Origin of the sequence: Aeromicrobium sp. UC242_57, assembly GCF_044452305.1 — a bacterium.
GTDB lineage: Bacteria > Actinomycetota > Actinomycetes > Propionibacteriales > Nocardioidaceae > Aeromicrobium.
In genome coordinates, this window is record NZ_JBIOAM010000005.1 from 984,515 (window position 1) to 1,003,639 (window position 19,125).

Annotated in this window: 18 protein-coding genes and 2 pseudogenes; 14 read left to right on the top strand and 6 right to left on the bottom strand. The window is 68.2% G+C overall.

Features of this window, described 5'->3' with window-relative positions; translation table 11 throughout:
- Positions 1 to 17 precede the first annotated feature (17 nt).
- Positions 18 to 773, top strand: a complete 756-nt coding sequence (locus ACHMWU_RS27765; protein WP_396048724.1) for an enoyl-CoA hydratase-related protein — start codon at positions 18 to 20, stop codon at positions 771 to 773.
- A 9-nt stretch (positions 774 to 782) separates the two neighbouring features.
- Positions 783 to 1,463 (top strand): nitroreductase, encoded by a 681-nt coding sequence (locus ACHMWU_RS27770; protein ID WP_396048725.1) that lies wholly within the window; start codon positions 783 to 785, stop codon positions 1,461 to 1,463.
- Between the two features lie 35 nt (positions 1,464 to 1,498).
- Here ACHMWU_RS27770 and ACHMWU_RS27775 read toward each other — a convergent pair whose 3' ends face one another.
- Entirely contained in the window at positions 1,499 to 2,860 is a 1,362-nt protein-coding gene (locus ACHMWU_RS27775; RefSeq protein WP_396048726.1) for a hypothetical protein, read from the bottom strand.
- 209 nt (positions 2,861 to 3,069) lie between these two features.
- Between ACHMWU_RS27775 and ACHMWU_RS27780 the strand changes: the two genes are divergently transcribed.
- A complete protein-coding gene (locus ACHMWU_RS27780) occupies positions 3,070 to 4,629 on the top strand; it encodes a molybdopterin-dependent oxidoreductase (protein WP_396048727.1) in 1,560 nt (519 codons plus the stop codon).
- A gap of 228 nt (positions 4,630 to 4,857) precedes the next feature.
- Here the strand turns inward: ACHMWU_RS27780 and ACHMWU_RS27785 are convergent, their stop codons facing one another.
- Positions 4,858 to 4,983, bottom strand: coding sequence for a hypothetical protein (locus ACHMWU_RS27785; RefSeq protein WP_396048728.1), 126 nt, complete (start codon positions 4,981 to 4,983; stop codon positions 4,858 to 4,860).
- A 32-nt stretch (positions 4,984 to 5,015) separates the two neighbouring features.
- Here ACHMWU_RS27785 and ACHMWU_RS27790 point away from each other — a divergent pair, with 32 nt between their 5' ends.
- The 4 genes from ACHMWU_RS27790 to ACHMWU_RS27805 all read left to right on the top strand — a co-directional run bounded on the left by ACHMWU_RS27790 (position 5,016) and on the right by ACHMWU_RS27805 (position 7,432).
- Positions 5,016 to 5,348, top strand: coding sequence for a fasciclin domain-containing protein (locus tag ACHMWU_RS27790; protein WP_396048729.1), 333 nt, complete (start codon positions 5,016 to 5,018; stop codon positions 5,346 to 5,348).
- Between the two features lie 83 nt (positions 5,349 to 5,431).
- Entirely contained in the window at positions 5,432 to 5,941 is a 510-nt protein-coding gene (locus tag ACHMWU_RS27795; protein WP_396048730.1) for an ATP-binding cassette domain-containing protein, read from the top strand.
- 92 nt (positions 5,942 to 6,033) lie between these two features.
- On the top strand, positions 6,034 to 6,468 hold the full coding sequence (locus tag ACHMWU_RS27800) for a DUF4162 domain-containing protein (RefSeq protein WP_396048731.1): 435 nt from the start codon (positions 6,034 to 6,036) through the stop codon (positions 6,466 to 6,468).
- Between the two features lie 130 nt (positions 6,469 to 6,598).
- Complete coding sequence (locus ACHMWU_RS27805; protein ID WP_396048732.1) at positions 6,599 to 7,432, top strand: ABC transporter permease; 834 nt, start codon at positions 6,599 to 6,601, stop codon at positions 7,430 to 7,432.
- A gap of 253 nt (positions 7,433 to 7,685) precedes the next feature.
- On the opposite strand, the pseudogene ACHMWU_RS27810 reads toward ACHMWU_RS27805, so the two are convergent.
- Positions 7,686 to 9,071, bottom strand: a pseudogene (locus ACHMWU_RS27810) (OmpL47-type beta-barrel domain-containing protein); the annotation flags it as partial.
- Between the two features lie 1,096 nt (positions 9,072 to 10,167).
- Positions 10,168 to 10,710, bottom strand: coding sequence for a polysaccharide deacetylase family protein (locus ACHMWU_RS27815; protein WP_396048733.1), 543 nt, complete (start codon positions 10,708 to 10,710; stop codon positions 10,168 to 10,170).
- A 250-nt stretch (positions 10,711 to 10,960) separates the two neighbouring features.
- Here ACHMWU_RS27815 and ACHMWU_RS27820 point away from each other — a divergent pair, with 250 nt between their 5' ends.
- From ACHMWU_RS27820 to ACHMWU_RS27835, 4 genes are all read left to right on the top strand, one after another.
- A complete protein-coding gene (locus ACHMWU_RS27820) occupies positions 10,961 to 11,602 on the top strand; it encodes a histidine phosphatase family protein (protein ID WP_396048734.1) in 642 nt (213 codons plus the stop codon).
- Positions 11,603 to 11,627: 25 nt separating this feature from the next.
- Positions 11,628 to 12,434 carry an SDR family NAD(P)-dependent oxidoreductase gene (locus ACHMWU_RS27825; RefSeq protein WP_396048735.1) on the top strand — a complete coding sequence of 269 codons (807 nt, stop codon included), beginning with the start codon at positions 11,628 to 11,630 and terminating at the stop codon, positions 12,432 to 12,434.
- 142 nt (positions 12,435 to 12,576) lie between these two features.
- On the top strand, positions 12,577 to 13,161 hold the full coding sequence (locus tag ACHMWU_RS27830; RefSeq protein ID WP_396048736.1) for an SDR family NAD(P)-dependent oxidoreductase: 585 nt from the start codon (positions 12,577 to 12,579) through the stop codon (positions 13,159 to 13,161).
- Positions 13,162 to 13,252: 91 nt separating this feature from the next.
- Positions 13,253 to 13,741 (top strand): hypothetical protein, encoded by a 489-nt coding sequence (locus ACHMWU_RS27835; protein WP_396048737.1) that lies wholly within the window; start codon positions 13,253 to 13,255, stop codon positions 13,739 to 13,741.
- 132 nt (positions 13,742 to 13,873) lie between these two features.
- On the opposite strand, the pseudogene ACHMWU_RS27840 reads toward ACHMWU_RS27835, so the two are convergent.
- A pseudogene (locus tag ACHMWU_RS27840) lies at positions 13,874 to 14,482 on the bottom strand (DUF4185 domain-containing protein); the annotation flags it as partial.
- 477 nt (positions 14,483 to 14,959) lie between these two features.
- On the opposite strand from ACHMWU_RS27840, the gene ACHMWU_RS27845 reads away from it, so the two are divergent.
- Complete coding sequence (locus tag ACHMWU_RS27845) at positions 14,960 to 15,955, top strand: hypothetical protein (protein ID WP_396048738.1); 996 nt, start codon at positions 14,960 to 14,962, stop codon at positions 15,953 to 15,955.
- 290 nt (positions 15,956 to 16,245) lie between these two features.
- On the opposite strand, the gene ACHMWU_RS27850 is transcribed toward ACHMWU_RS27845, so the two are convergent.
- Positions 16,246 to 16,899, bottom strand: a complete 654-nt coding sequence (locus tag ACHMWU_RS27850; RefSeq protein ID WP_396048739.1) for a GAF domain-containing protein — start codon at positions 16,897 to 16,899, stop codon at positions 16,246 to 16,248.
- Between the two features lie 383 nt (positions 16,900 to 17,282).
- Between ACHMWU_RS27850 and ACHMWU_RS27855 the strand changes: the two genes are divergently transcribed.
- Together ACHMWU_RS27855 and ACHMWU_RS27860 are read left to right on the top strand one after the other, a co-directional pair.
- Complete coding sequence (locus ACHMWU_RS27855; RefSeq protein WP_396048740.1) at positions 17,283 to 17,822, top strand: hypothetical protein; 540 nt, start codon at positions 17,283 to 17,285, stop codon at positions 17,820 to 17,822.
- Between the two features lie 135 nt (positions 17,823 to 17,957).
- Positions 17,958 to 19,115, top strand: a complete 1,158-nt coding sequence (locus ACHMWU_RS27860; RefSeq protein WP_396049257.1) for an NAD(P)-binding domain-containing protein — start codon at positions 17,958 to 17,960, stop codon at positions 19,113 to 19,115.
- Positions 19,116 to 19,125: the final 10 nt, after the last annotated feature.

Sequence of the window (19,125 nt, forward strand, 5' to 3'; positions counted from 1 at the left end):
GAACCTAGGAGGCACCCATGCCTGAATCTCTGCTCGTCGAGACCGTCGATGACGTCCTGACGATCACGTGGAACGATCCCGGCCGGCTCAACGGTCTGACCGGTGAGATGGTGATCGCCGCGACCGAAGCGGTCGAGAACGCGGTGGCGTCAACCCGCGTCATCGTCTTCGCTGGCAACGGGAGGGCGTTCAGCACCGGAGCCCGGCTCGACGAGGCGATCGAGGGGACCGAGCCGATGGATCGCGCGAACGCCCTGATCCGCGCGATCGTCGCCAGCCCGGTGCCGGTCGTTGCTGCGGTGAACGGACCCGCAGCCGGCTTCGGATGCTCGGTGGCGCTGGCGGCCGACATCACGATCGCCGCCCAGTCGGCGTACTTCCTGCTCCCGTTCACCAACATCGGCCTGATGCCGGACGGCGGGACGACGGCGGTCGTCGCGGCCTCGATCGGCCGCGCCCGCGCCACGGCGATGGCCATGCTCGGGGAGCGGTTGCCGGCCGGAGATGCAGCCCAAGCTGGTTTGATCTACCGCGCCGTGGCAGACGACGAGTTCTCGGCCGAGGTCGACCGTGTCGTGAGACAGCTCTCGACCGGCGCGGCTGTTGCCCTCCGAGCGACCAAGCAGGCCATCGCCGCAGCGACGCTCGACCGTCTCGACTATGCGCTCGACCTCGAACGGGACCTCCAGGTCGCCTTGTTCGACACCGAAGACTTCACCGAGGGCACGACGGCATTCGTGCACAAGCGCGCACCGAGATTCACCGGACGCTGAGGAGAACAGATGAGTGATTTTTCGACGATCCAGCGGCTGCTGACCGATCGACGAAGCTGCCGCGGCTACCTGCCTGACGAGGTTGCACGTGACACCATCGAGCAGGTGCTCGATGCGGCTCAGCACACCGCATCGTGGTGCAACACCCAGCCATGGCAGGTCCACATCGTCTCGGGTGAGGCGCAGAGCAGGCTCTCGAAGGCCTTGGTCGAGAACGTCATGGCGACCTTCGGCCAGCCTGCCCCGTCAGACTTCCCATTTCCGGACGCATACACAGGCGTCTACGACGAACGCCGCAAGGAGGTCGGCTGGCAGCTGTACGAGGCAGTCGGCGTCGAACGCGGCGATCGCAACGGCTCGGCGATGCAGATGCTGCGCAACTTCGAGTTCTTCGGGGCTCCGCACGTCGCGATCATCACGACCGACGCCGATCTTGGTGTCTATGGGGCGATCGACTGCGGCCTGTACGTCAACTCGTTCATGCTCGCCGCCGAGGCCCTGGGTCTCGGGACGTGCGCGCAGGCCGCGATCGCCCAGGCGACTCCGGCGGTACGGGAGTTCCTTGACCTGCCGGACAGTCGCCGCGTCGTCTGCGGCATCTCGTTCGGGAACCCCGATCCGGCGCATCCCTCGGCGCAGTTCATGTCGCGGCGTGCGCCGATCGACGCCGCCGTGACCTTCGTCGACTGACCCCGCGGGCGCGGTGGATCAGCGGGGTCGGACGATCAGCCGCGCAGGGCGCCGATGCCGAGGACGGCAGCAAGACCCAGTGCGCTGCGCGGGTGGTAGGCGGCGGTCCACAGGCCGCCGTGGGCGGCATTGACCGCCTCGTCCTGCCACGGCTCGGCCTGCGGTGCAGCGCCAGCGCGCAGGTCGTACGCGAGCAACGCCGCCATCAGCGTGTTGCTGGTGGCTGGGTCGAAGATCTCGACGCCGAACCGATGCGAACCGGCATAGGCCGCCGCCAGCGCCTTGTTCTTGACGACGGATCGGGTGCGGGTCGCCGGGGCGACGTTGAGCGAGACCGCGGTCCCGTTCGCGCGGGCAGTCGTGGCTCGCCACCGCTGCAGGCGCTTGGCCAAGGCGTAGTTGGGACCCTGCTGTGGAACGAGCGCATCGCACAGACCGGGATCGGCGCCCGGCGGGTAGTTGCGCTGCAGGAGTCGTCCGCCGCTGATGGCTCGCATCGGCGTGCGCAGCATCCGGGACGGTCCACGCCGCGCATAGGCGGCATTGGCGCGCTCGACCTCTGCTGCCGGAGTGGCGAAGGCGTCCGTGGGAGTCGCCAGGAAGGCGAGCGCCGTGTCGGGGCGCTGCTCGACCAGATGCGCGCCCAGCGCGTCCGCCGCCATCGAGAGCCTGACGTGGGTGCCGCCATCGGCATAGCAGTAGTTGCCGAGCACGAGACGCCCATCGAGGCTGCCGAGCCAGTGGGCAAGGGCAGGAAGCTCGGTCAGCAGGTTGGCGCCGGTGTCGGTCTCGTCGGGTTCGGCGCGTTGGGGGACGCGAGTCGTGCCGGCGCTGTCGGCGGCCACCTCGAGAACCCGCTCCTGGATGCCCGAGCGTGGCAGGTCGACGGCCACGACGGAGGCGCCCCAGCGCAGCAGTGCACGGTAGGGCCCCATCTCGGCACCCGCTCCGAGCACCACGACGGTGTCGCCGTCGAGGCGCAGCCAGTCGGGGTTGTCCTGCACGGTCTGCACGGCCTCGGAGCACGACTGGGTGATGATGCCGTGCTCGACCCAGGCATCGAGCTGGTCGAGCAACGCCCGGCCGCTCAGTCGTTCGCCCCGGTACGGGATCGTCAGCTCGGTCTCTGGTGCGGCGGTGCCGTCGACGATCCGACTGGTCAGCCGCTGGCTCGGCGCGACGGTGTCGATCGCCTCGTCGAGCGCGATGTCGTCGAACCGCGTGAGCTGATGGGCGCTGCGCAGACCGTCTGCGGCCACGGCGCGGGCGGCCGCCGGGTCACCGATACCGGCCTCGACCGCGCGGCGAAAATGCGTCAGGTAGCCCCGTCGCCAGTTGGTCTCGTTCTCGACGGCTCGGGCGCCGACCGGATCGGCCTTGCGCAGGGCATCGGCCACGATCGTGCGTGCTGCCGCTGACGAGCTTCTCGGTCGGAAAGCTGACTCCGTGATGCGTGCTCATCTGTCCAGCGTAGGCGCATTGCAGGCCGGTGAGGGACGACGAAATCGGGTTCTGTCCGCGATATCGCGGACAGAACCCGATTCTCTCGTCGAAACAAATTTCGGCCTGGACCAATCCCCCTGGCCCGGGGTTGCGAACTGGGGGTGTGACCACGACCACCGCAACACCTCAGACAGCGCCCTGGTGGGCGGGAGCCCTGGCGGGCTTCCTCTCCGCCGCGGCGGGTGTTGCCGTCGGAACTGGCGCGGCCGCCCTCCTGCAGGGCGTCCCTTCTCCGATCGAGTCCGTCGGCAACCGGGCGATCGACTACGCACCGCCCTTCCTCAAGGAGTTCGCGGTCAAGCAGTTCGGTACCGCCGACAAGCCGATCCTGATCGGTGGCGTCGTCGCCACGCTGGCGCTGCTCGCAGTCGTCGCCGGCATCATCGGCCGCACCCGGCCACGGATCGCGATCGCAGTCGTCGGACTGATCGGCTTCGTCGCGGTGCTGTGCTCGGCGATCGACCGGACGACCACCGCGAGCCGCATCCTGACGCTCATCCCGTCGATCCTGACGGTCGTGGTGAGTCTCGGGGCTCTCGTCCTCCTGCTGGCGAACCTGCGTGAACGTGAAGCCGCAGCTGCCGCCCATCCGCTCGGACTGGGGCGCCGTGGCTTCCTCAAGGCATCTCTCGGGGTCACGGCGCTCGCCCTCATCGGCGGCACGGTCGCCAACCTGTACGGCAACGCCGCCGCCGCAGCATCACGCGCCGGCATCCGACTCCCGAAGGCCGCGACACCTGCCCCCGCAATCCCGGCCGGCGCGCAGGTCGACGTCAGCGGAGTCAGCAGGTACGTCACCCCCAACCGCGACTTCTACCGCGTCGACACCGCCCTTCGCATCCCCGACGTCCCGGCCGAGGGCTGGAACCTGCGGATCCACGGGATGGTCGACACCGAGCTCAACCTGACCTACCGCGACCTCATGCAGATGCCGCTCGAGGAGCACCGGGTCACCCTGACCTGCGTCTCCAACGAGGTCGGCGGACCGTACGTCGGCAACGCGCTGTGGCTCGGCGTCCGCACCGCGACGCTGCTGGAGATGGCGGGCGTGCAGTCCGGCGCCGACGCGATCAAGTCGACCAGTGCCGACCGGTGGACTGCCGGCAGCCCGTTGGAGACCGTGACCGACGACCGGAACTCGATGGTCGCAATCGGCATGAACGGTGAACCCCTCCCGCTCGCCCACGGCTTCCCGGCCCGCCTCGTGATCCCCGGCCTGTACGGATTCGTGTCGGCCACCAAGTGGCTGACCGACATCGAGGTCACCCGCTTCTCCGACTTCAAGGGCTACTGGACGACCCGGGACTACACGGCGCTCGCGCCGATCAAGTTCTCCTCGCGCATCGACGTGCCCAAGTCGTTCCAGGCCTTCCCCCAGGACAAGGTCCGCTTCGGTGGCGTGGCCTGGGCGCAGACCATCGGCATCGAGAAGGTCGAGGTCAGCATCGACAAGGGCGACTGGGTCGACGCCGAGCTCGGCGCCGAGGACACGCAAGAGACCTGGCGCCAGTGGAGCTACCAGTGGGACGACGCCACTCCCGGGACCCACCAGGTCACGATCCGCGCCACGAACCGCGATGGCGAGACACAGACTTCCGACCGGGCATCGATCCGCCCGAACGGGACGACCGGCTGGCACAGCGTCCAGTTCCGCGTCGAGTAGGTACGACCGCACCACCGCACGAAACCCAACCACCAAGGAGAAACACCATGCGTACAACCACCAGAGCTTCGCCGTCGCCGCGGTTGCCTCGCTGTCCCTCTTCACTGCTGCTTGCGGTTCGAGCGACAGCGAAGGAGAAGCCGCTCCCGCTGACGAGGCCACCACGGCTGCCCCCGACGACTCGACGGCCGATCCGGCTGCCGATCTGGTGGGCGCAGGCTGCGCCGACTACGCCAAGGCCGTCCCGGACGGCGCCGGCTCGGTCAGCGGGATGTCGCAGGATCCGGTCGCCACCGCGGCCAGCAACAACCCGCTGCTGAAGAGCCTCGTCAAGGCCGTCTCGGGCCAGATCAACCCCGACGTCGACCTCGTCGACACCCTCAACGGTGGCGAGTTCACGGTCTTTCGCGCCGGTCGACACCGCCTTCGACGCGCTGTTCAAGGAGCTCGGCGACGCGGGAGTCAAGACCGTCTCGGAGGAGAAGGGCGGCGCGACGCTCTCGGGCATCCTGACCTACCACGTCATCCCCGGCCAGATCGCTCCTGCCGACATCGACGGAACGTTCAAGACCGTCAACGGTGCCGACTTGACCGTCAAGGGCTCGGGCGACGACATCACCGTCGGCGACAAGAGCGCCAAGGTGATCTGTGGTGGCGTCAAGACCGCCAATGCCACGGTCTACCTGATCGACAGCGTTCTCATGCCGCCTGCGGCCTGACCCCAGCTGCAGTGCACCGATCGCCGGTGGACGGGCTCCTTTTCGGAGCCCGACCACCGGCGATCGCTTGACCTCGACAGGGGTTGACGTTCGATGATGGTGTCTTGCCCACAGGAGGGACATCATGGAGCTTCGCGATCGAGACCCATCAGCTGGTCAAGGCCTTCGGCGACAACCGAGCCGTCGACGGCGTGGACCTGCAGATACCCAGCGGCGGGGTGTACGGGGTGCTGGGCCCCAACGGCGCCGGCAAGACGACCACGATCAGGATGCTTGCGACGTTGCTGAAGCCGACGTCGGGAGACGCCGTGGTTCTCGGGCATGACGTCGTCGCCGAGGCGGCCACGGTCCGCTCCAAGGTCGCGATGACAGGCCAGTTCGCCTCGTTGGACGAAGACCTCACCGGCACCGAGAACCTCGTCATGCTGGCCAGGCTCTACGGCTTCGGCTGGGCACAGGCTCGTGAACGGTCCGCCGAGCTGCTGGACGCGTTCGAGCTCACCGATGCAGCCGACCGGCAGGTCAAGAAGTACTCCGGCGGCATGCGCAGGCGCATCGACATCGCCGGCAGCATCGTGGTTCGCCCCGGCTGACGTTCCTCGACGAGCCGACGACCGGACTCGACCCGCGCAGCCGCAACCAGGTCTGGGAGATCGTCCGTGCGCTGGTCTCGGCCGGCACGACGGTGCTGCTCACGACGCAGTACCTCGACGAGGCCGACCAGCTGGCCGACCGGATCGCTGTGATCGACCGAGGCAAGGTCATCGCCGAAGGAACCAGCGGCGAGCTGAAGGCATCTGTCGGCAGCGGTGCGCTGCACGTGCGGGTCGCCGATGCGACCAGGCGCGACGACGCGATCAACCTGCTCGAGAGCAGGTTGGCAACCGACGCAGTCCGCGAGGGTGACCCGTCGGCACTCAGCATGCGGGTCGGCGACCCGTCGGCCGTCCCGGCAGCCTTGGCGCTGCTCGGCGACAACGGCATCGAGACGTCCGACTTCTCGCTCGGTCAGCCGAGTCTCGACGAGGTGTTCCTGGCGTTGACCGGTGAGCACGTGCAGGACTCGTCGGCCGGTTCAGGAAACAGCAGTGAGATCACCGAGCAGGAGGTCAGCGCATGAGCACCGACACGGCACGCATGGACGTCAAGGTCGCCGCAGCTGCTCGGCTCGGGCGCACGTCCGCCCGCAGCGTCTCCCGATCTCGTCGTCGCTGACGTTCGGCTGGCGCGCTCTGCTCAAGATCAAGCACGTGCCGGAACAGCTGTTCGACGTGACGATGTTCCCCATCATGTTCACGTTGATGTTCACGTTCATCTTCGGTGGCGCGATCGCCGGATCGCCGCAGGACTACCTGCCGTACCTCGCGCCGGGCATCTTGGTGCAGACCGTCGTGATGATCACGATGTACACCGCGATGACGATCAACAACGACATCGAGAAGGGCGTCTTCGACCGCATCCGCTCGTTGCCGGTGTGGCGTCCGTCCTTGCTGGTCGGCTCGTTGCTGGGTGACACGCTGCGCTACACGATGGCCTCGACGATCATCATCGTGATGACCCTGATCCTGGGCTATCGGCCTGAGGGCGGCGTCGTCGGCGTCGTCGCGGCGGTCGCGCTGCTGCTGATCTTCTGCTTCAGCCTGAGCTGGATCTGGACGTTGCTGGGGTTCAAGCTCCGCACGCCCAACGCCGTCATGGGCGTCAGCATGATGGTGCTGTTCCCGCTGACGTTCCTGTCGAACGTCTTCGTGTCGCCCGACACGATGCCCGACGTCCTCGAGAGCATCGTCAAGGTCAACCCGGTCACGATCCTGGTGGACGCTTCGCGGAGCCTCATGGCCGGCAATCCCGACGGCGGGGGCGATCACGACGGTGCTGATCATGTCGGTCGTGCTGGTCGCGGTGTTCGGTCCGTTGACGATGAGGGTCTTCGCCAACAAGTCGTGACCAGCTCGGCACGAGCGCCGGTGGCCGACCTTCTCGGAAGTCGACCACCGGCGGTTCTGGGGGTGTCAGGACACGATGCGCAGTGTCTTCTTTCTTGCTGGTCGCCGAGGTCAATGTCGACGAGCCGGCGAACTTGACGGTCACCTTGACGGTCCGGCTCTTGGAGAACCTGGGCAGCCGGATCGTGATCCGGCCCGCTCGGCTCGCACTCAGCGTCACTCGCTTGACGACCTTGCCATTGGCCAGCACGGAGACTCGGCCGCTGGGCCTGACCTTCGTCCCTGTGACGTAGACCCGCGTGCTGACCTTGATGCGGGTCTTGCCGGCCTTGGCCTTCGACGAGCTGCGTCTCAACGTCACGGTCGGCTTGGCCTTCTTGACGACCAGGGACGTGATGCCGGAGGTTCCGGGCTTCGTCTCGGTGTCGCCCGCATACGTCGCGCTGACCTGGTGCTTCTTGACCGAGAGGGTGCTGGCCAGAGTCACGCGTGCCTTGCCGCCGGCCAGTGCGAGGGTCTTGACCGCCACGCCGTCGACCTTCACGGTCGCCGAGCCGGTTGGCACCGGCGAACCGGTCGGGACGGGCACCGTCACGGTGGCGACGACCGCCTTGCCGTACGTCGTAGACGACGGGCTCAGTGCGACCTTGACCGTCGGTGTGGCCTGGCGGTCCGGCACGACCAGGGTCTTGGCGGCGCTGACGTTGCCGGCCTTGTCGACGGCCCGGAACTCGACCGTCTCACCGTCGTTGCCGACGACGCGGGCACCCGTGTAGGGCTCCCAGGTTCCGCCGGCGAGACGTTGGTCGATCCGGTCGACGCCTGAGGTGCTGTCGGCGGCATCGGCCGTCACGGTGCGAGTCGCCTTGTCGAACGAAGGATCGACGATGGGCTTGGTGGTGTCGACCAGGAAGTCCCGTGCGTTGGCGACCTCGACGTCGTCACCGTTGACCGTCCGGTACCGGAGGGTCGGGGTGCCGTCACCGAGCTGGAAGGGTCCCGCGTACGCGGTCCAGGCGCCCCCGTTGACGGCGTACTCCTGGGTCGCCGACGCCGCTCCGCTGACCTTCGTCAACGTGATCTGCGGCTTGCTGACGTACCAGCCCGCCAGCCCGTCGGGAGCCTCCGGTGAGACGGCAGCCGACGTGATGAGCGCTGCCGGCACCGCCACGGTCTTGAGCGGGGAGATGTTCCCGGCCTGGTCGGTGGCACGGAACTCGATCGACGTCGCGGCATTGCCGACGACGATGGGGTCGGTGTGCGTCGCCCAGTCGCCGCCGTCGATCCGGTGCTCGATCGAGGCGATGCCCGAGGTGGAGTCGGACGCGGTCGCGTCGACGGTGCGCGCAGGCTTGTCGAAGGTGGGTGTCACGGTCGGCTTGCCGGTGTCGACCTTGAACGGCAAGGTCTGCGGCGTCTCGGCATCGTCTCCGTCGACGGCCCGGTACCGCAACGTGCTGGTCCCGTCTGGCACGTCGACCGGGCCCGTGTACGGGGTCCACGTCGTGGTGTCGAACGAGTACTCCCACGTCGTCGTCGGGGTGCCGCTGACCTGCGACAGGGTGACCTTCGGCCGTGAGGTGTACCAGCCGGCCGCACCGTCGGGGTTGGCCGGCGCAACTGCTGCGGCGGTGATGAGGGCGGTCGGAACGGCCAGGGTCGTGATCGCCGAGACGTTGCCGGCGACGTCCGTCGCGCGGAACTCCAGCGTCGTGCCGGCCGGACCCATCGTGACGGGTCCGCTGAACGGCGCCCACGGTCCGGTGCCTTCGCGCATCTCGAGCGTGCCCTGGCCCGATGCCGTGTCGGTGACCGTGGCGTCGACCTTGCGGGTCGGCTTGTCGAACGTGGGGGTGACGACGGGCTTGGTCGTGTCGACCTTGAGCGCGAGGGTCTTGGCGTCCTCGATGATCGTGTCGCTCGTCTTCGACCGGTACCGCAGGCTCTGCGCGCCGTCCGGAACTTCGATCGGTGCGGTGTAGTTCGTCCAGGTCGTGCCGTCGAACGAGTACTGGCGCACGGCGGTCTCTGCTCCGGTCTCCAGCGTGAGTGCGACCGTCGGGCGCGAGATGTACCAGCTGGCGGCACCGTCGGGTGCTGCCGGCGTGACGACGGCCGAGGTCACGGGCTTGGCGTCCGTCGCTGAGATCGAGTAGTCGTCGGTCGTCAGGGTGCCGTTGGCGAAGTTGCTGAGCGCGAAGCTGATCCCGTTGTATCCGGCCGGGATCGCCGGAGTCGTCCACACGGCTTGGCTGTAGGTCGGCGAGGCGGCGAAGTAGGGACTCGACGTCCAGTAGACCCAGGCCCCTGCGGTGGTTCTCAGGTAGACGGCGTACTGCGTGCTGGCGGTTGACGTGTACCAGCTGCGCAGGACGTAGGACTTGCCTGCGGTGGCCGATGGCGAGCAGGTGCCGAGGTCCAGGGACGGGATCAGCTTGGCGTCACCGTCGGCATAGCCCGACAGCGCGACCTGCCCGGCCCGCGCACCGGTGCGACCAGGCGTCGCGGTGGAGTACGTCGGCGTGTTGGTGCCGAAACCGGCCTGCTGCCAGCAGATAGGTGCATTGCTGCTGTTGAGGCTCTCGAAGCCGGGGTTGTTCAGCCCGCTCGGATCGGTGATGGGAGTGGGCGCAGGCGTCGCGACGGCCGGCTTGACCGTCCCGCCGACGACGTCGCCGACTGTCTTGACCGTTGTGTTGTTGGACGCTGCGCGCAGCTGGAGCCAGTCGAGGAACTGGGTGAACACGGCCTCCGAGACGGACAGCTCGGTGCACACGGCCCCGCAGAAGTTGTGGAACGTGAACTGCACCCAGCCGCCGCCGGCCTGCTCGGCACTCGTCACGGCGTCCTGGAAGTCCTGCAACGTCCAGGTCTCATCGACCTGGTCGAGAGCCTTGGTCTCGTAGGGATTGGCAGGTGGGACGGACTCGGCCTTGTCGCAGTCCTCGCAGCCGAACCGGGACGCGATGTCGCCCAGGTTGCGTGCGCTGTTGTAGCCGCAGCTCTGGACGCTGGGCGATCGCGGTCGACGTCATGGCGAACGGGAAGGCGAAGCTCCGCGGGGCGAAGCCCCAGTCGATCAAATTGGCTCGGTCGAGACAGATCTGCCGCTTGGCCTCGTCATTGGGCAGGGTCGTCAGGTCGGTGTGGTTGAGCGTGTGACCGCCGATCTCGTGGCCGTCCGCCGCGAGCGCGTCGAGCTGGGCGCGAGTGAGGAAGCCGGACTGACCGATCGACCCGGAGTTGACGTAGAACGTCCCGGGCATCGAGTGGGCCTTCATGATCGCGGCGGCTGCCATCTGGTCGCTGTTCCCGTCGTCGAACGTCAGGCTGACGACGGTGGGCGGATCGTCGGCGGCTGCCTGGGCCGGCCCGGCGAGCAGCACGCCGGGCACGAGGGCCAGCGTGAGCGTCACGGCGACGGCCCAGGCGAGGCCGAGGCGTGCGTGCCGGCTGGCACGGAGATCTGGGGGTGCGGGGGGACGTGGTCACGGTGTGCTCCTTGGGGACGGAAGGCCTGCCTTTGTCACTGTTCGCCTGCCGTGCCCCGACGGCGCGAGAATCCATCGATGTGTGCGGGATTTCGCCGCAGCTCTGTGGCACCCCGCAACAGGTCCGCATGAGGCCGCACCGGTGGCCGCCTGGGTGCACCGTTACGCTCCGGACATGGGCTCGATTCACCTCATCCGGCACGGTCAGGCATCGTGGGGAGCGGCTGACTACGATCAGCTCTCCGACCTCGGAGTCCGTCAGTCCAGTGCGCTCGGCATGTCGTGGGAGGCCTTCGACTGGGCGCCGACCGAGGCGTGGGCAGGCAGTCTGAAGCGACATGCGCAGACCGCGATCGCCGCGATCGATGCGTGCGGCCAGGGCGATGGCTACGACGTCGACGACGGTTGGAACGAGTACGACATCCAGACCTTCGCCAACATGCAGGACCAGTCGGTCGTGTCGGCGGGCCAGAAGGGGGTCCAGCAAGCCTTGAACGTCGCGCTGACCGACTGGATGGCGGGCCGAGGTGAGCATGCCGAGTCGTACCGCGACTTCGTCGCCCGCGTGCTGGCCTCGTTCGAGGTCGCCGCTGCTCGCGCCACGAAGGGACGCAACGTCGCCGTGTTCACCTCCGGCGGCCCGATCGCCCAGGTCGTGTCGCACGTGCTGGCCGGGGACGACTCGTTGTTCCAGAAGCTCAACGACATCGTCTTCAACGCGAGCGTCACGACGATCATCGTCGGCGAGACCGGACGCCGGGTGCTGTCCTTCAACGAGCACACCCACCTGCCGAAGGACATGGTCACCTTCCGCTAGCGCCAGATACCGCTAGTATCTGGACATGTCGATCCCAGCGCAGTCGCGCGTCCTCATCACGGGTGCCGGATCAGGTCTCGGCCTTGCGCTGGTGCACCAGCTCGTCGAGCGAGGCGGGCGAGTGCTCGCGACCGACGTTCACTCCGAGACCCCCGAACCCTTGCGCGGCCTCGCCCAGGTCACCTACCGCAAGCTCGACGTGACCCAGGACGTCGACTGGGCCACGGCTCGCGACTGGGTCACCGAAGAGTGGGACGGGCTGGACTACCTGTTCAACAACGCGGGCGTCGCCGCCGGTGGGCGGATCGAGCTGACCGAGATGGACCAGTGGCAGTGGATCGTCGACATCAACCTGCTGGGTGTCGCCCGCGGGTGCCGCACGTTCACGCCGATGCTCAAGGCCCAGCGATCCGGCCACATCGTCAACACCGCATCAGCTGCTGGTCTGATCCACCCGCCCCGCATGAGCGAGTACAACGCGGTCAAGGCCGGAGTCGTCGCGCTGAGCGAGACCTTGCTGCACGAGCTCAAGCCCTTCGGCGTGCAGGTGTCGGTCGTCTGCCCGACGTTCTTCAAGACCAATCTGACCGAGTCGCTGCGCGGCAAGGACGAAGCCGCCCGCCAGTCGGCGGCCAAGCTCGATCGACCGGTCGACCGTGACCGCCGACCAGATCGCAGCTGCCGTGATCCGCGGCGTCGAGAAGAACCGGCACATCATCTTGACCGACCGCAACGGGCGAGTCGCCTACGCCGCCAAACGGTTCGCACGTCCGCTGTACTACCGGATGATGGCCAAGGCCTCGACGCAGATGAGCAAGAAGGACTGACATGAGCAAGACCGTGCGCAAGAGAGTCCTGATCACCGGCGCCAGCTCGGGGCTGGGTGCGGGGATGGCTCGCATCCTGGCTGCGAAGGGCCACGACCTCGCCCTGACCGCACGGCGGGTCGACCGGCTCGAGGCGCTCCGCGACGCTTGCTCGCGGCCCATCCCGACATCCAGGTCGTCGTGCACCCGCTCGACGTCAACGACCACGACCAGGTGTTCACGGTCTTCGCGCAGGCCGCGGCCGACCTCGGCGGGCTCGACCGGGTCATCGTCAACGCGGGCCTCGGCAAGGGAGGCCGGATCGGCACCGGCAAGTTCTTCGCCAACAAGGAGACGGCCGAGACCAACTTCATCGCTGCCTTGGCCCAGTGCGAGGCCGCGATGGAGCACTTCTACGAGCGCAAGGCCGGGCACCTCGTCGTGATCTCCTCAATGTCCGCGATGCGCGGCATGCCGTCCTCCATGACGACGTACGCTGCCAGCAAGGCCGCCGTCGCGGCGTTGGCCGAAGGCATTCGCTCCGACCTGATCGGTCGCAAGGGCGTCGACATCAAGGTCACGACGCTGTTCCCGGGCTACATCGCCTCCGAGATGAGCGGAAAGGTCGAGCAGGGCTCGAGCTCATGGTCGACACCGAGGAGGGGTGTCGTGCCATGGTCAAGGCGATCGAGCGCGAGGTCGCCGACGCCGCCGTCCCCGCCTGGCCGTGGGCACCGTTGGCGCCCGTCATGAAGTTCGCGCCGCTGGGCATCGTGCGAAAGATGGTCTGAGGCGTCGCGGTAGGTTGATCGCGACGCCCGTCACCGACCGCAGGAGCACATCGATGAGCACACCACCGGCCTGGGTCGAGAAGCCGACCACCATGATCTGGGCGGTCCGGCTCATGCTGCTGGGCGCGGGCCTTGGCCTCCTGTCGCTGATCTACAGCCTGGCCACGATGGGCGACCTGAAGGGGCGCATCCGCGCCGACCTGATCAAGGACGACCCCAAGGTCACTGCGTCGACGGTCGACTCGGTGTACGCCGTCAGCATTGGTGTGGCGGTCATCATCGGCCTGGTCGGTGCGATGCTGTGGCTGTGGATGGCCTGGAAGAACAACGAGGGCCGCAGCTGGGCCCGCATCGTCTCGACCGTGCTGGGCGGGCTCAACGTGTTCGGCGCCTTGACGACCTTCTCGTCGGGCAACGCCGATTCCCTCAGCGTCACGTCGACCGTCATCAGCCTGGTCCTCGCAGTCGTGGTGCTCGTGCTGCTCTGGCGGCCCGAGTCGACCCGGTTCTACGACGAGAGCCGGGCGCGCGGGACGGTCTAGCGGGGCAGCTTCGACCCGCAGGAATCGCGGCCGGTACAAGAAGGGGTTGTCGTCGATCTTGGCGACGTCCGTGTTGTTCTGGCTGTACGACACGACGACCGATCCCTTCTTCGGCAGCAGGTCCGGATGGGCCAGCGGCATGTAGCGCAAGGTTCCTGACGACTCGTCCGACGGAATCTGCGCGACAGGTTCAGAGGCCACGAACGGTCCGGTCGGCCCAGGCGCCGACCACACCACGAGATCGGTGCCGAGATACTCGTCGCGCTTGCTGACGGCGTACCAGCGGCCGCCCTGCTCGAACACGCTGAGCGTCTGTGACACACCTCTGACGGCGGGGATGAGGACAGCTGCCTTCTCGGGATCCTTCTGCCACTTGGAGCCGTTCCAGTAGCGCAGCTTGGTGGGGTCGAGGATGTCGTCGGGACGGATGCGCGCGACCTGCAGCGAGAAGCCGAACGAGTCGCCCGCATTCGCGGTGCCGTACAGCAGGACCCAGCCGTCGTGGACGACGGAGGCGGCCCCCCAGGTGGGCCGCGACTTGTCGGCGTCGTCGCGACCGATGTCCTGGACCTTGAGCAGCTGGGTGGCTTGCCGCGAGCCACGATGAACAAGGCGATCGACGGGCCGAGGTTCTCGAAGGCCAGCGCGCCATCGGGTGCCTTCGCGCCGCGGACTCGCTGGGCGGCAACTCCGACGAGGTCGTAGCCGGTGCGCTCGACCCGGGCGATCGACATCGGCCAGTACCCGACGCCGTCGGCGCGGTCGGGGATCAGCGCGCCGTGATCGGCAGGCAGGATGACGTCAGCACACTCGTCGTCGAAGACGAGCATCGAGTTGCGGACGAACCGTTGACCGTCGAAGTCGGCAGCACGCAGCGTGTCGCCGAAGACCCACAAGCGGCGGCCGTCCTGCAGCGTCACGTCGGCACCGACATCTGCGCCCTGGAACTCCGAGCTGCCTCGGACCTTGGTCACGAACGCGTTGACCTGGGCGACCGAGGTGACCGGCTCGATCGGGATGCAGGACGTCTCGGTCGCACGGTCGACCGCCGCCAGCGTGACGTCACTGCTGCCGGGCGCGATGGCGATCGCGGTGAACATGATGGCGGCAGCCGGAAGGGTCACCGCAGCGACCCGCACCCGCCACGGAAGTGCCAACCCTCTCATCGGTGCACCGTGCTCATGCCTCTACCGTCGCACACCGCATAGGCTCCCAGACATGGGACGACGAAGGATCGCGGCAGCCATCGTGCTCGCGGTGATGCAGGTCGCCGTCATCGTGTCCCTCGCGCTCGCCGGCCCCGACGACAGCACGCACCGGGCGCCGATCCGGATCGTGGCGCCGCCCGTCGTCGCCACCTCGCTGGTCGAGGCGGCCAACGGGGTGGCCGGGCGTCCCTTCGAGGCGCGCGCACTGGCGACGGCCGAGGAGGCGCGAGAGAGCGTGCGCGCTGGGCGGAGCGTCGCGGCCGTCGTCGTCGATCTCGCGCAGGAGCGTGACGTCCTCTACGTCGCGTCGGCCAACGGAGCGGCGCTCAACCGCGTCATCGAACGTGAGGTCGACGTCTTCGAGGGCGCCTTCGGTCGTACGGCCGTGGTCCACGACCTGGTCCCGGCCAAGAACGGAGATCCCGGCCATCGCCTCGTCTACGTCCTTGCGGGTGTGTCGGTGCTGATGGGCCTGCTCGTCGCGATCGTGGCGACCTGGCGTCACGGGCCCCGCGCGGAGACGCTGCTCGACGGAACGCGTCGGTTCTTCGCGACGAGCGTGGCTGCTGTGGTGCTCGGTGGCCTGATCGGTGCGTTCTGTGCGGCCTACTACGACACGGGTCTGGGTATCTGGTGGCTCGTGACGTCCCTGACGATCTTGGCTGCCACGAGCACGACCCTGGCTCTGCAGAGCGTGTTCGGGGTGTTCGGCATCGGGGTCGCGACGACGCTCATCGTGCTGTCGGCTGCACCGTTGGTCAGGCTCGTGCATCCATTGATGCTGCCGCAGCCGTGGGCCGCCGTCACCCCGTGGCTGCCGCACGGTGCGGCACTGGACGCCGGTGCCAGTCACGCGTACTTCGGCGGAGACCAGGTCCTTCGGCCGGTGTTGATCCTGACCGCCTGGATCGCCCTGTCGCTGCTGACGACGGTCGTGGCCCGCCGAGAGCGACAGAGGGAGCTCACCGGAGACGGCGCCCCTGGAGGTCGTCCCTCCACCGCGTGACGACGGGGGCGCTGGAGCCGTCCAGGGCGGTGCGAGGATCTGCGGGTTCGACCAGCCGACGGCGACGTCCGGCGCGATCCGGTAGGGCCGGTGCGACAGCACGGTCCCGAGCACCTTGCGCAGGCGGGACATCTCCGCGCGCACCGTGACCGTCCTAGTGGGGTCGCCGAACAGGTCGTCGGCCAGCTCGGTTGCCGTCCGGCCCGCACGGTGCAGCAGCAATGTCAGCAGGATCTCGCCGTGGCGGGGCGTCAGCGCGTGCACCCAGCTGCCGCTCGGCCCGCTGAGGGTCACGCAGGGGGTGCGAGCCGACAGGTCGACCACGATCGAGGAGATGCGCGCCTCAGCCTCCTCCTCGCTGACGCGTAGCAGCCACCCGCCTGGCAGCGGCTCGGCTGCGACCAGTCCGTAACCGGCGATCCAGGTCTCGCCGCCCTCGAAGCCGTCGGCAGCAGGATCCGGCCGGGAGGAACCAGCCCGGTCGCGGCGGCGGTGATCCCGTCGTACGTCACGGCCAGGGCCGGCCCGGAGACGCGGGCGAGCAGGGGCGCCGCGATCGCACGCAGCATCTGCAGCCGGTCCTGGGTGGCCGACCGGATCTCGAGCTCAGCCAGTCGGGCGGCCAAGGTCACCATCGACAACGTCCCGGCGTGGACGGTGTGTGCGGGGCCGCTCAGGTCGACCACGCCGAGGACCCGGCCGGTCGACGGATCCCGCAGGGGCGCGGCCGCACAGGTCCAGGGCGTGTGGGACTCCGCGTAGTGCTCGGCAGCGTGGATGTGCACGGGTGCCTCGGTGACGAGGCAGGTGCCGATCGCGTTCGTGCCGACATTGCCCTCGGTCCAGGCCGATCCGCCGATGAAGCCGAGATGATCTGCGTGGCGGAGCACCCCGGCCAGCCCTTCGCGCCACAGCACCCGCCCTTCCACGTCGGCCACGACCATGGCTGGCCGGTCGCCTCGCAGGCCGGGATCAGGTGCTCACGCAGCAACGGGAGCAGCGGTTGCAGGCCGCTCGTCTCGCGGCGCCGGAACAGCTCGTCAGTCGGCAAGGGGGCGATCGACGGCGCGCCCGCCGGGCTCATTCCCTGCGCGGTCATCCGGCGCCACGATGCCCGGATCACCGAGCGGATCGGCCCTCCCGCTCGTCCGCCGGACAGCGCCGAGTCGCGGGCGACATGGGTGGCGCGGGTCCGGCTGGGGCTGCTGCGGCTCATGCTGCATCCTGCGCTGCGCGTGGTTGCAGGCCCGTTGCAACCTCCTGCAACCCTTTCGGCGAGACCTGGTCGCGCGGTGTGCTGTGAGTCACACCGACGAAGGGAGTCGCCATGACTCAGACCATCGAGCCCCCATCCACGACGACGCAGGCCGCGACGGTCACTGCGCAGCAGCGGGTGGACCGCTGGCTCGCAGCATTCGAGGACGCGTTGGCGAACCGTGACATCGCCGCAGCGGCGGGTCTGTTCGCGGTCGACAGCTACTGGCGTGATCTCGTGTCGTTCACGTGGAACCTCGTGACCGTCGAAGGTCGCGACGGCATCAGCGGCATGCTGACCGAGCGCCTCGCCGACACCGACCCGTCCGGATTCACGACCTCCGAGCCGCCGACCGAGTCCGACGGGGTGACCGAGGCGTGGATCGAGTTCGAGACGGCGACCGGCCGGGCCAAGGGGCACCTGAGGCTCCAAGGCGACGAGGGGTGGACCCTGCTGACGTCGCTACGCGAGCTCAAGGGCCACGAAGAGTCCTTCGGCGAGCGTCGACCACAAGGCGTCAGCCACGGCTGTCGAAGGGACGGTCGTCCTGGAAGGAGGAGCGCGAGGCCGAAGCCGCTGAGCTCGGTTACGGCACGCAGCCCTATGTCGTGATCATCGGCGGGGGACAGGGCGGCATCGCACTGGGCGCCCGGATGCGCCAGCTCGGCGTCCCGACGGTGGTCATCGATCGGCACGACCGTCCGGGCGACCAGTGGCGCTCGCGCTACAAGAGCCTGTGCCTGCACGATCCGGTCTGGTACGACCACCTGCCGTACCTGCCGTTCCCCCGAGAACTGGCCGGTGTTCGCACCGAAGGACAAGATCGGCGACTGGCTGGAGATGTACACCAAGGTCATGGAGGTGCCGTACTGGTCGCGATCGACCGTGCTGGGTGCGACGTTCGACGAGGCGGCAGGCGTCTGGTCCGTCACGGTCGACCGTGACGGTGAGTCGCTCGAGCTGCGTCCGACCCACCTGGTCTTCGCGACCGGGATGTCGGGCAAGGCCAACGTCCCCGACTTTCCCGGGATGGGCGTGTTCAAGGGCGAGCAGCAGCACTCGAGCCAGCACCCGGGACCCGAGGCCTATGCCGGCAAGAAGGTCGTCGTGATCGGCTCGAACAACTCCGCCTTCGACATCTGCGGTGCTCTGTGGGAGAACGATGCCGACGTGACGATGGTGCAGCGGTCGTCGACCCACATCGTGAAGTCCGCGTCGCTGATGGACATCGGCCTGGGCGATCTGTACTCCGAACGCGCTGTCAAGGCGGGGGTCACGACTGACAAGGCCGACATGATCTTTGCGTCGTTGCCCTATCGGATCATGCACGAGTTCCAGATCCCGGCCTACCAGCAGATGGCCGAGCGCGACAAAGACTTCTACGCGCGCCTGGAGGCTGCGGGCTTCGACCACGACTGGGGCGACGACGGTTCGGGTCTGTTCATGAAGTACCTGCGCCGGGGCTCGGGCTACTACATCGACGTCGGCGCTGCCGAGCTCGTCGCAGACGGCAAGGTCAAGCTGGCCCACGGCCAGGTCGATCATCTGACCGAGAGCACCGTGGTGCTGGCGGATGGCACCGAGCTGGAGGCCGATCTCGTGGTCTACGCGACGGGCTATGGCTCGATGAACGGCTGGATCGCCGACATCATCGACCAGCAGACGGCCGACCGGGTGGGCAAGTGCTGGGGTCTTGGCTCCGACACGACCAAGGATCCGGGTCCGTGGGAGGGCGAGCAGCGCAACATGTGGAAGCCGACGCAGGTCGACCAGCTGTGGATGCACGGCGGCAACCTGCACCAGTCGCGGCACTACTCCCTCTACCTGGCCCTGCAGCTCAAGGCACGCTACGAAGGCCTCGACACCCCGGTCTACCAGAAGGCCGAGGTCCACCACCTCTCCTAACCCCCCCGCT

Excerpts from the sequence above, each read along its gene's own strand:
- ACHMWU_RS27765 (WP_396048724.1), top strand. The coding sequence starts at position 18 with ATGCCTGAATCTCTGCTCGTCGAGACCGTCGATGACGTCCTGACGATC.
- ACHMWU_RS27770 (WP_396048725.1), top strand. The coding sequence starts at position 783 with ATGAGTGATTTTTCGACGATCCAGCGGCTGCTGACCGATCGACGAAGC.
- ACHMWU_RS27820 (WP_396048734.1), top strand. The coding sequence starts at position 10,961 with ATGGGCTCGATTCACCTCATCCGGCACGGTCAGGCATCGTGGGGAGCG.
- ACHMWU_RS27825 (WP_396048735.1), top strand. The coding sequence starts at position 11,628 with ATGTCGATCCCAGCGCAGTCGCGCGTCCTCATCACGGGTGCCGGATCA.
- ACHMWU_RS27835 (WP_396048737.1), top strand. The coding sequence starts at position 13,253 with ATGAGCACACCACCGGCCTGGGTCGAGAAGCCGACCACCATGATCTGG.
- ACHMWU_RS27845 (WP_396048738.1), top strand. The coding sequence starts at position 14,960 with ATGGGACGACGAAGGATCGCGGCAGCCATCGTGCTCGCGGTGATGCAG.
- ACHMWU_RS27850 (WP_396048739.1), bottom strand. The coding sequence starts at position 16,899 with ATGGTCGTGGCCGACGTGGAAGGGCGGGTGCTGTGGCGCGAAGGGCTG.
- ACHMWU_RS27855 (WP_396048740.1), top strand. The coding sequence starts at position 17,283 with ATGACTCAGACCATCGAGCCCCCATCCACGACGACGCAGGCCGCGACG.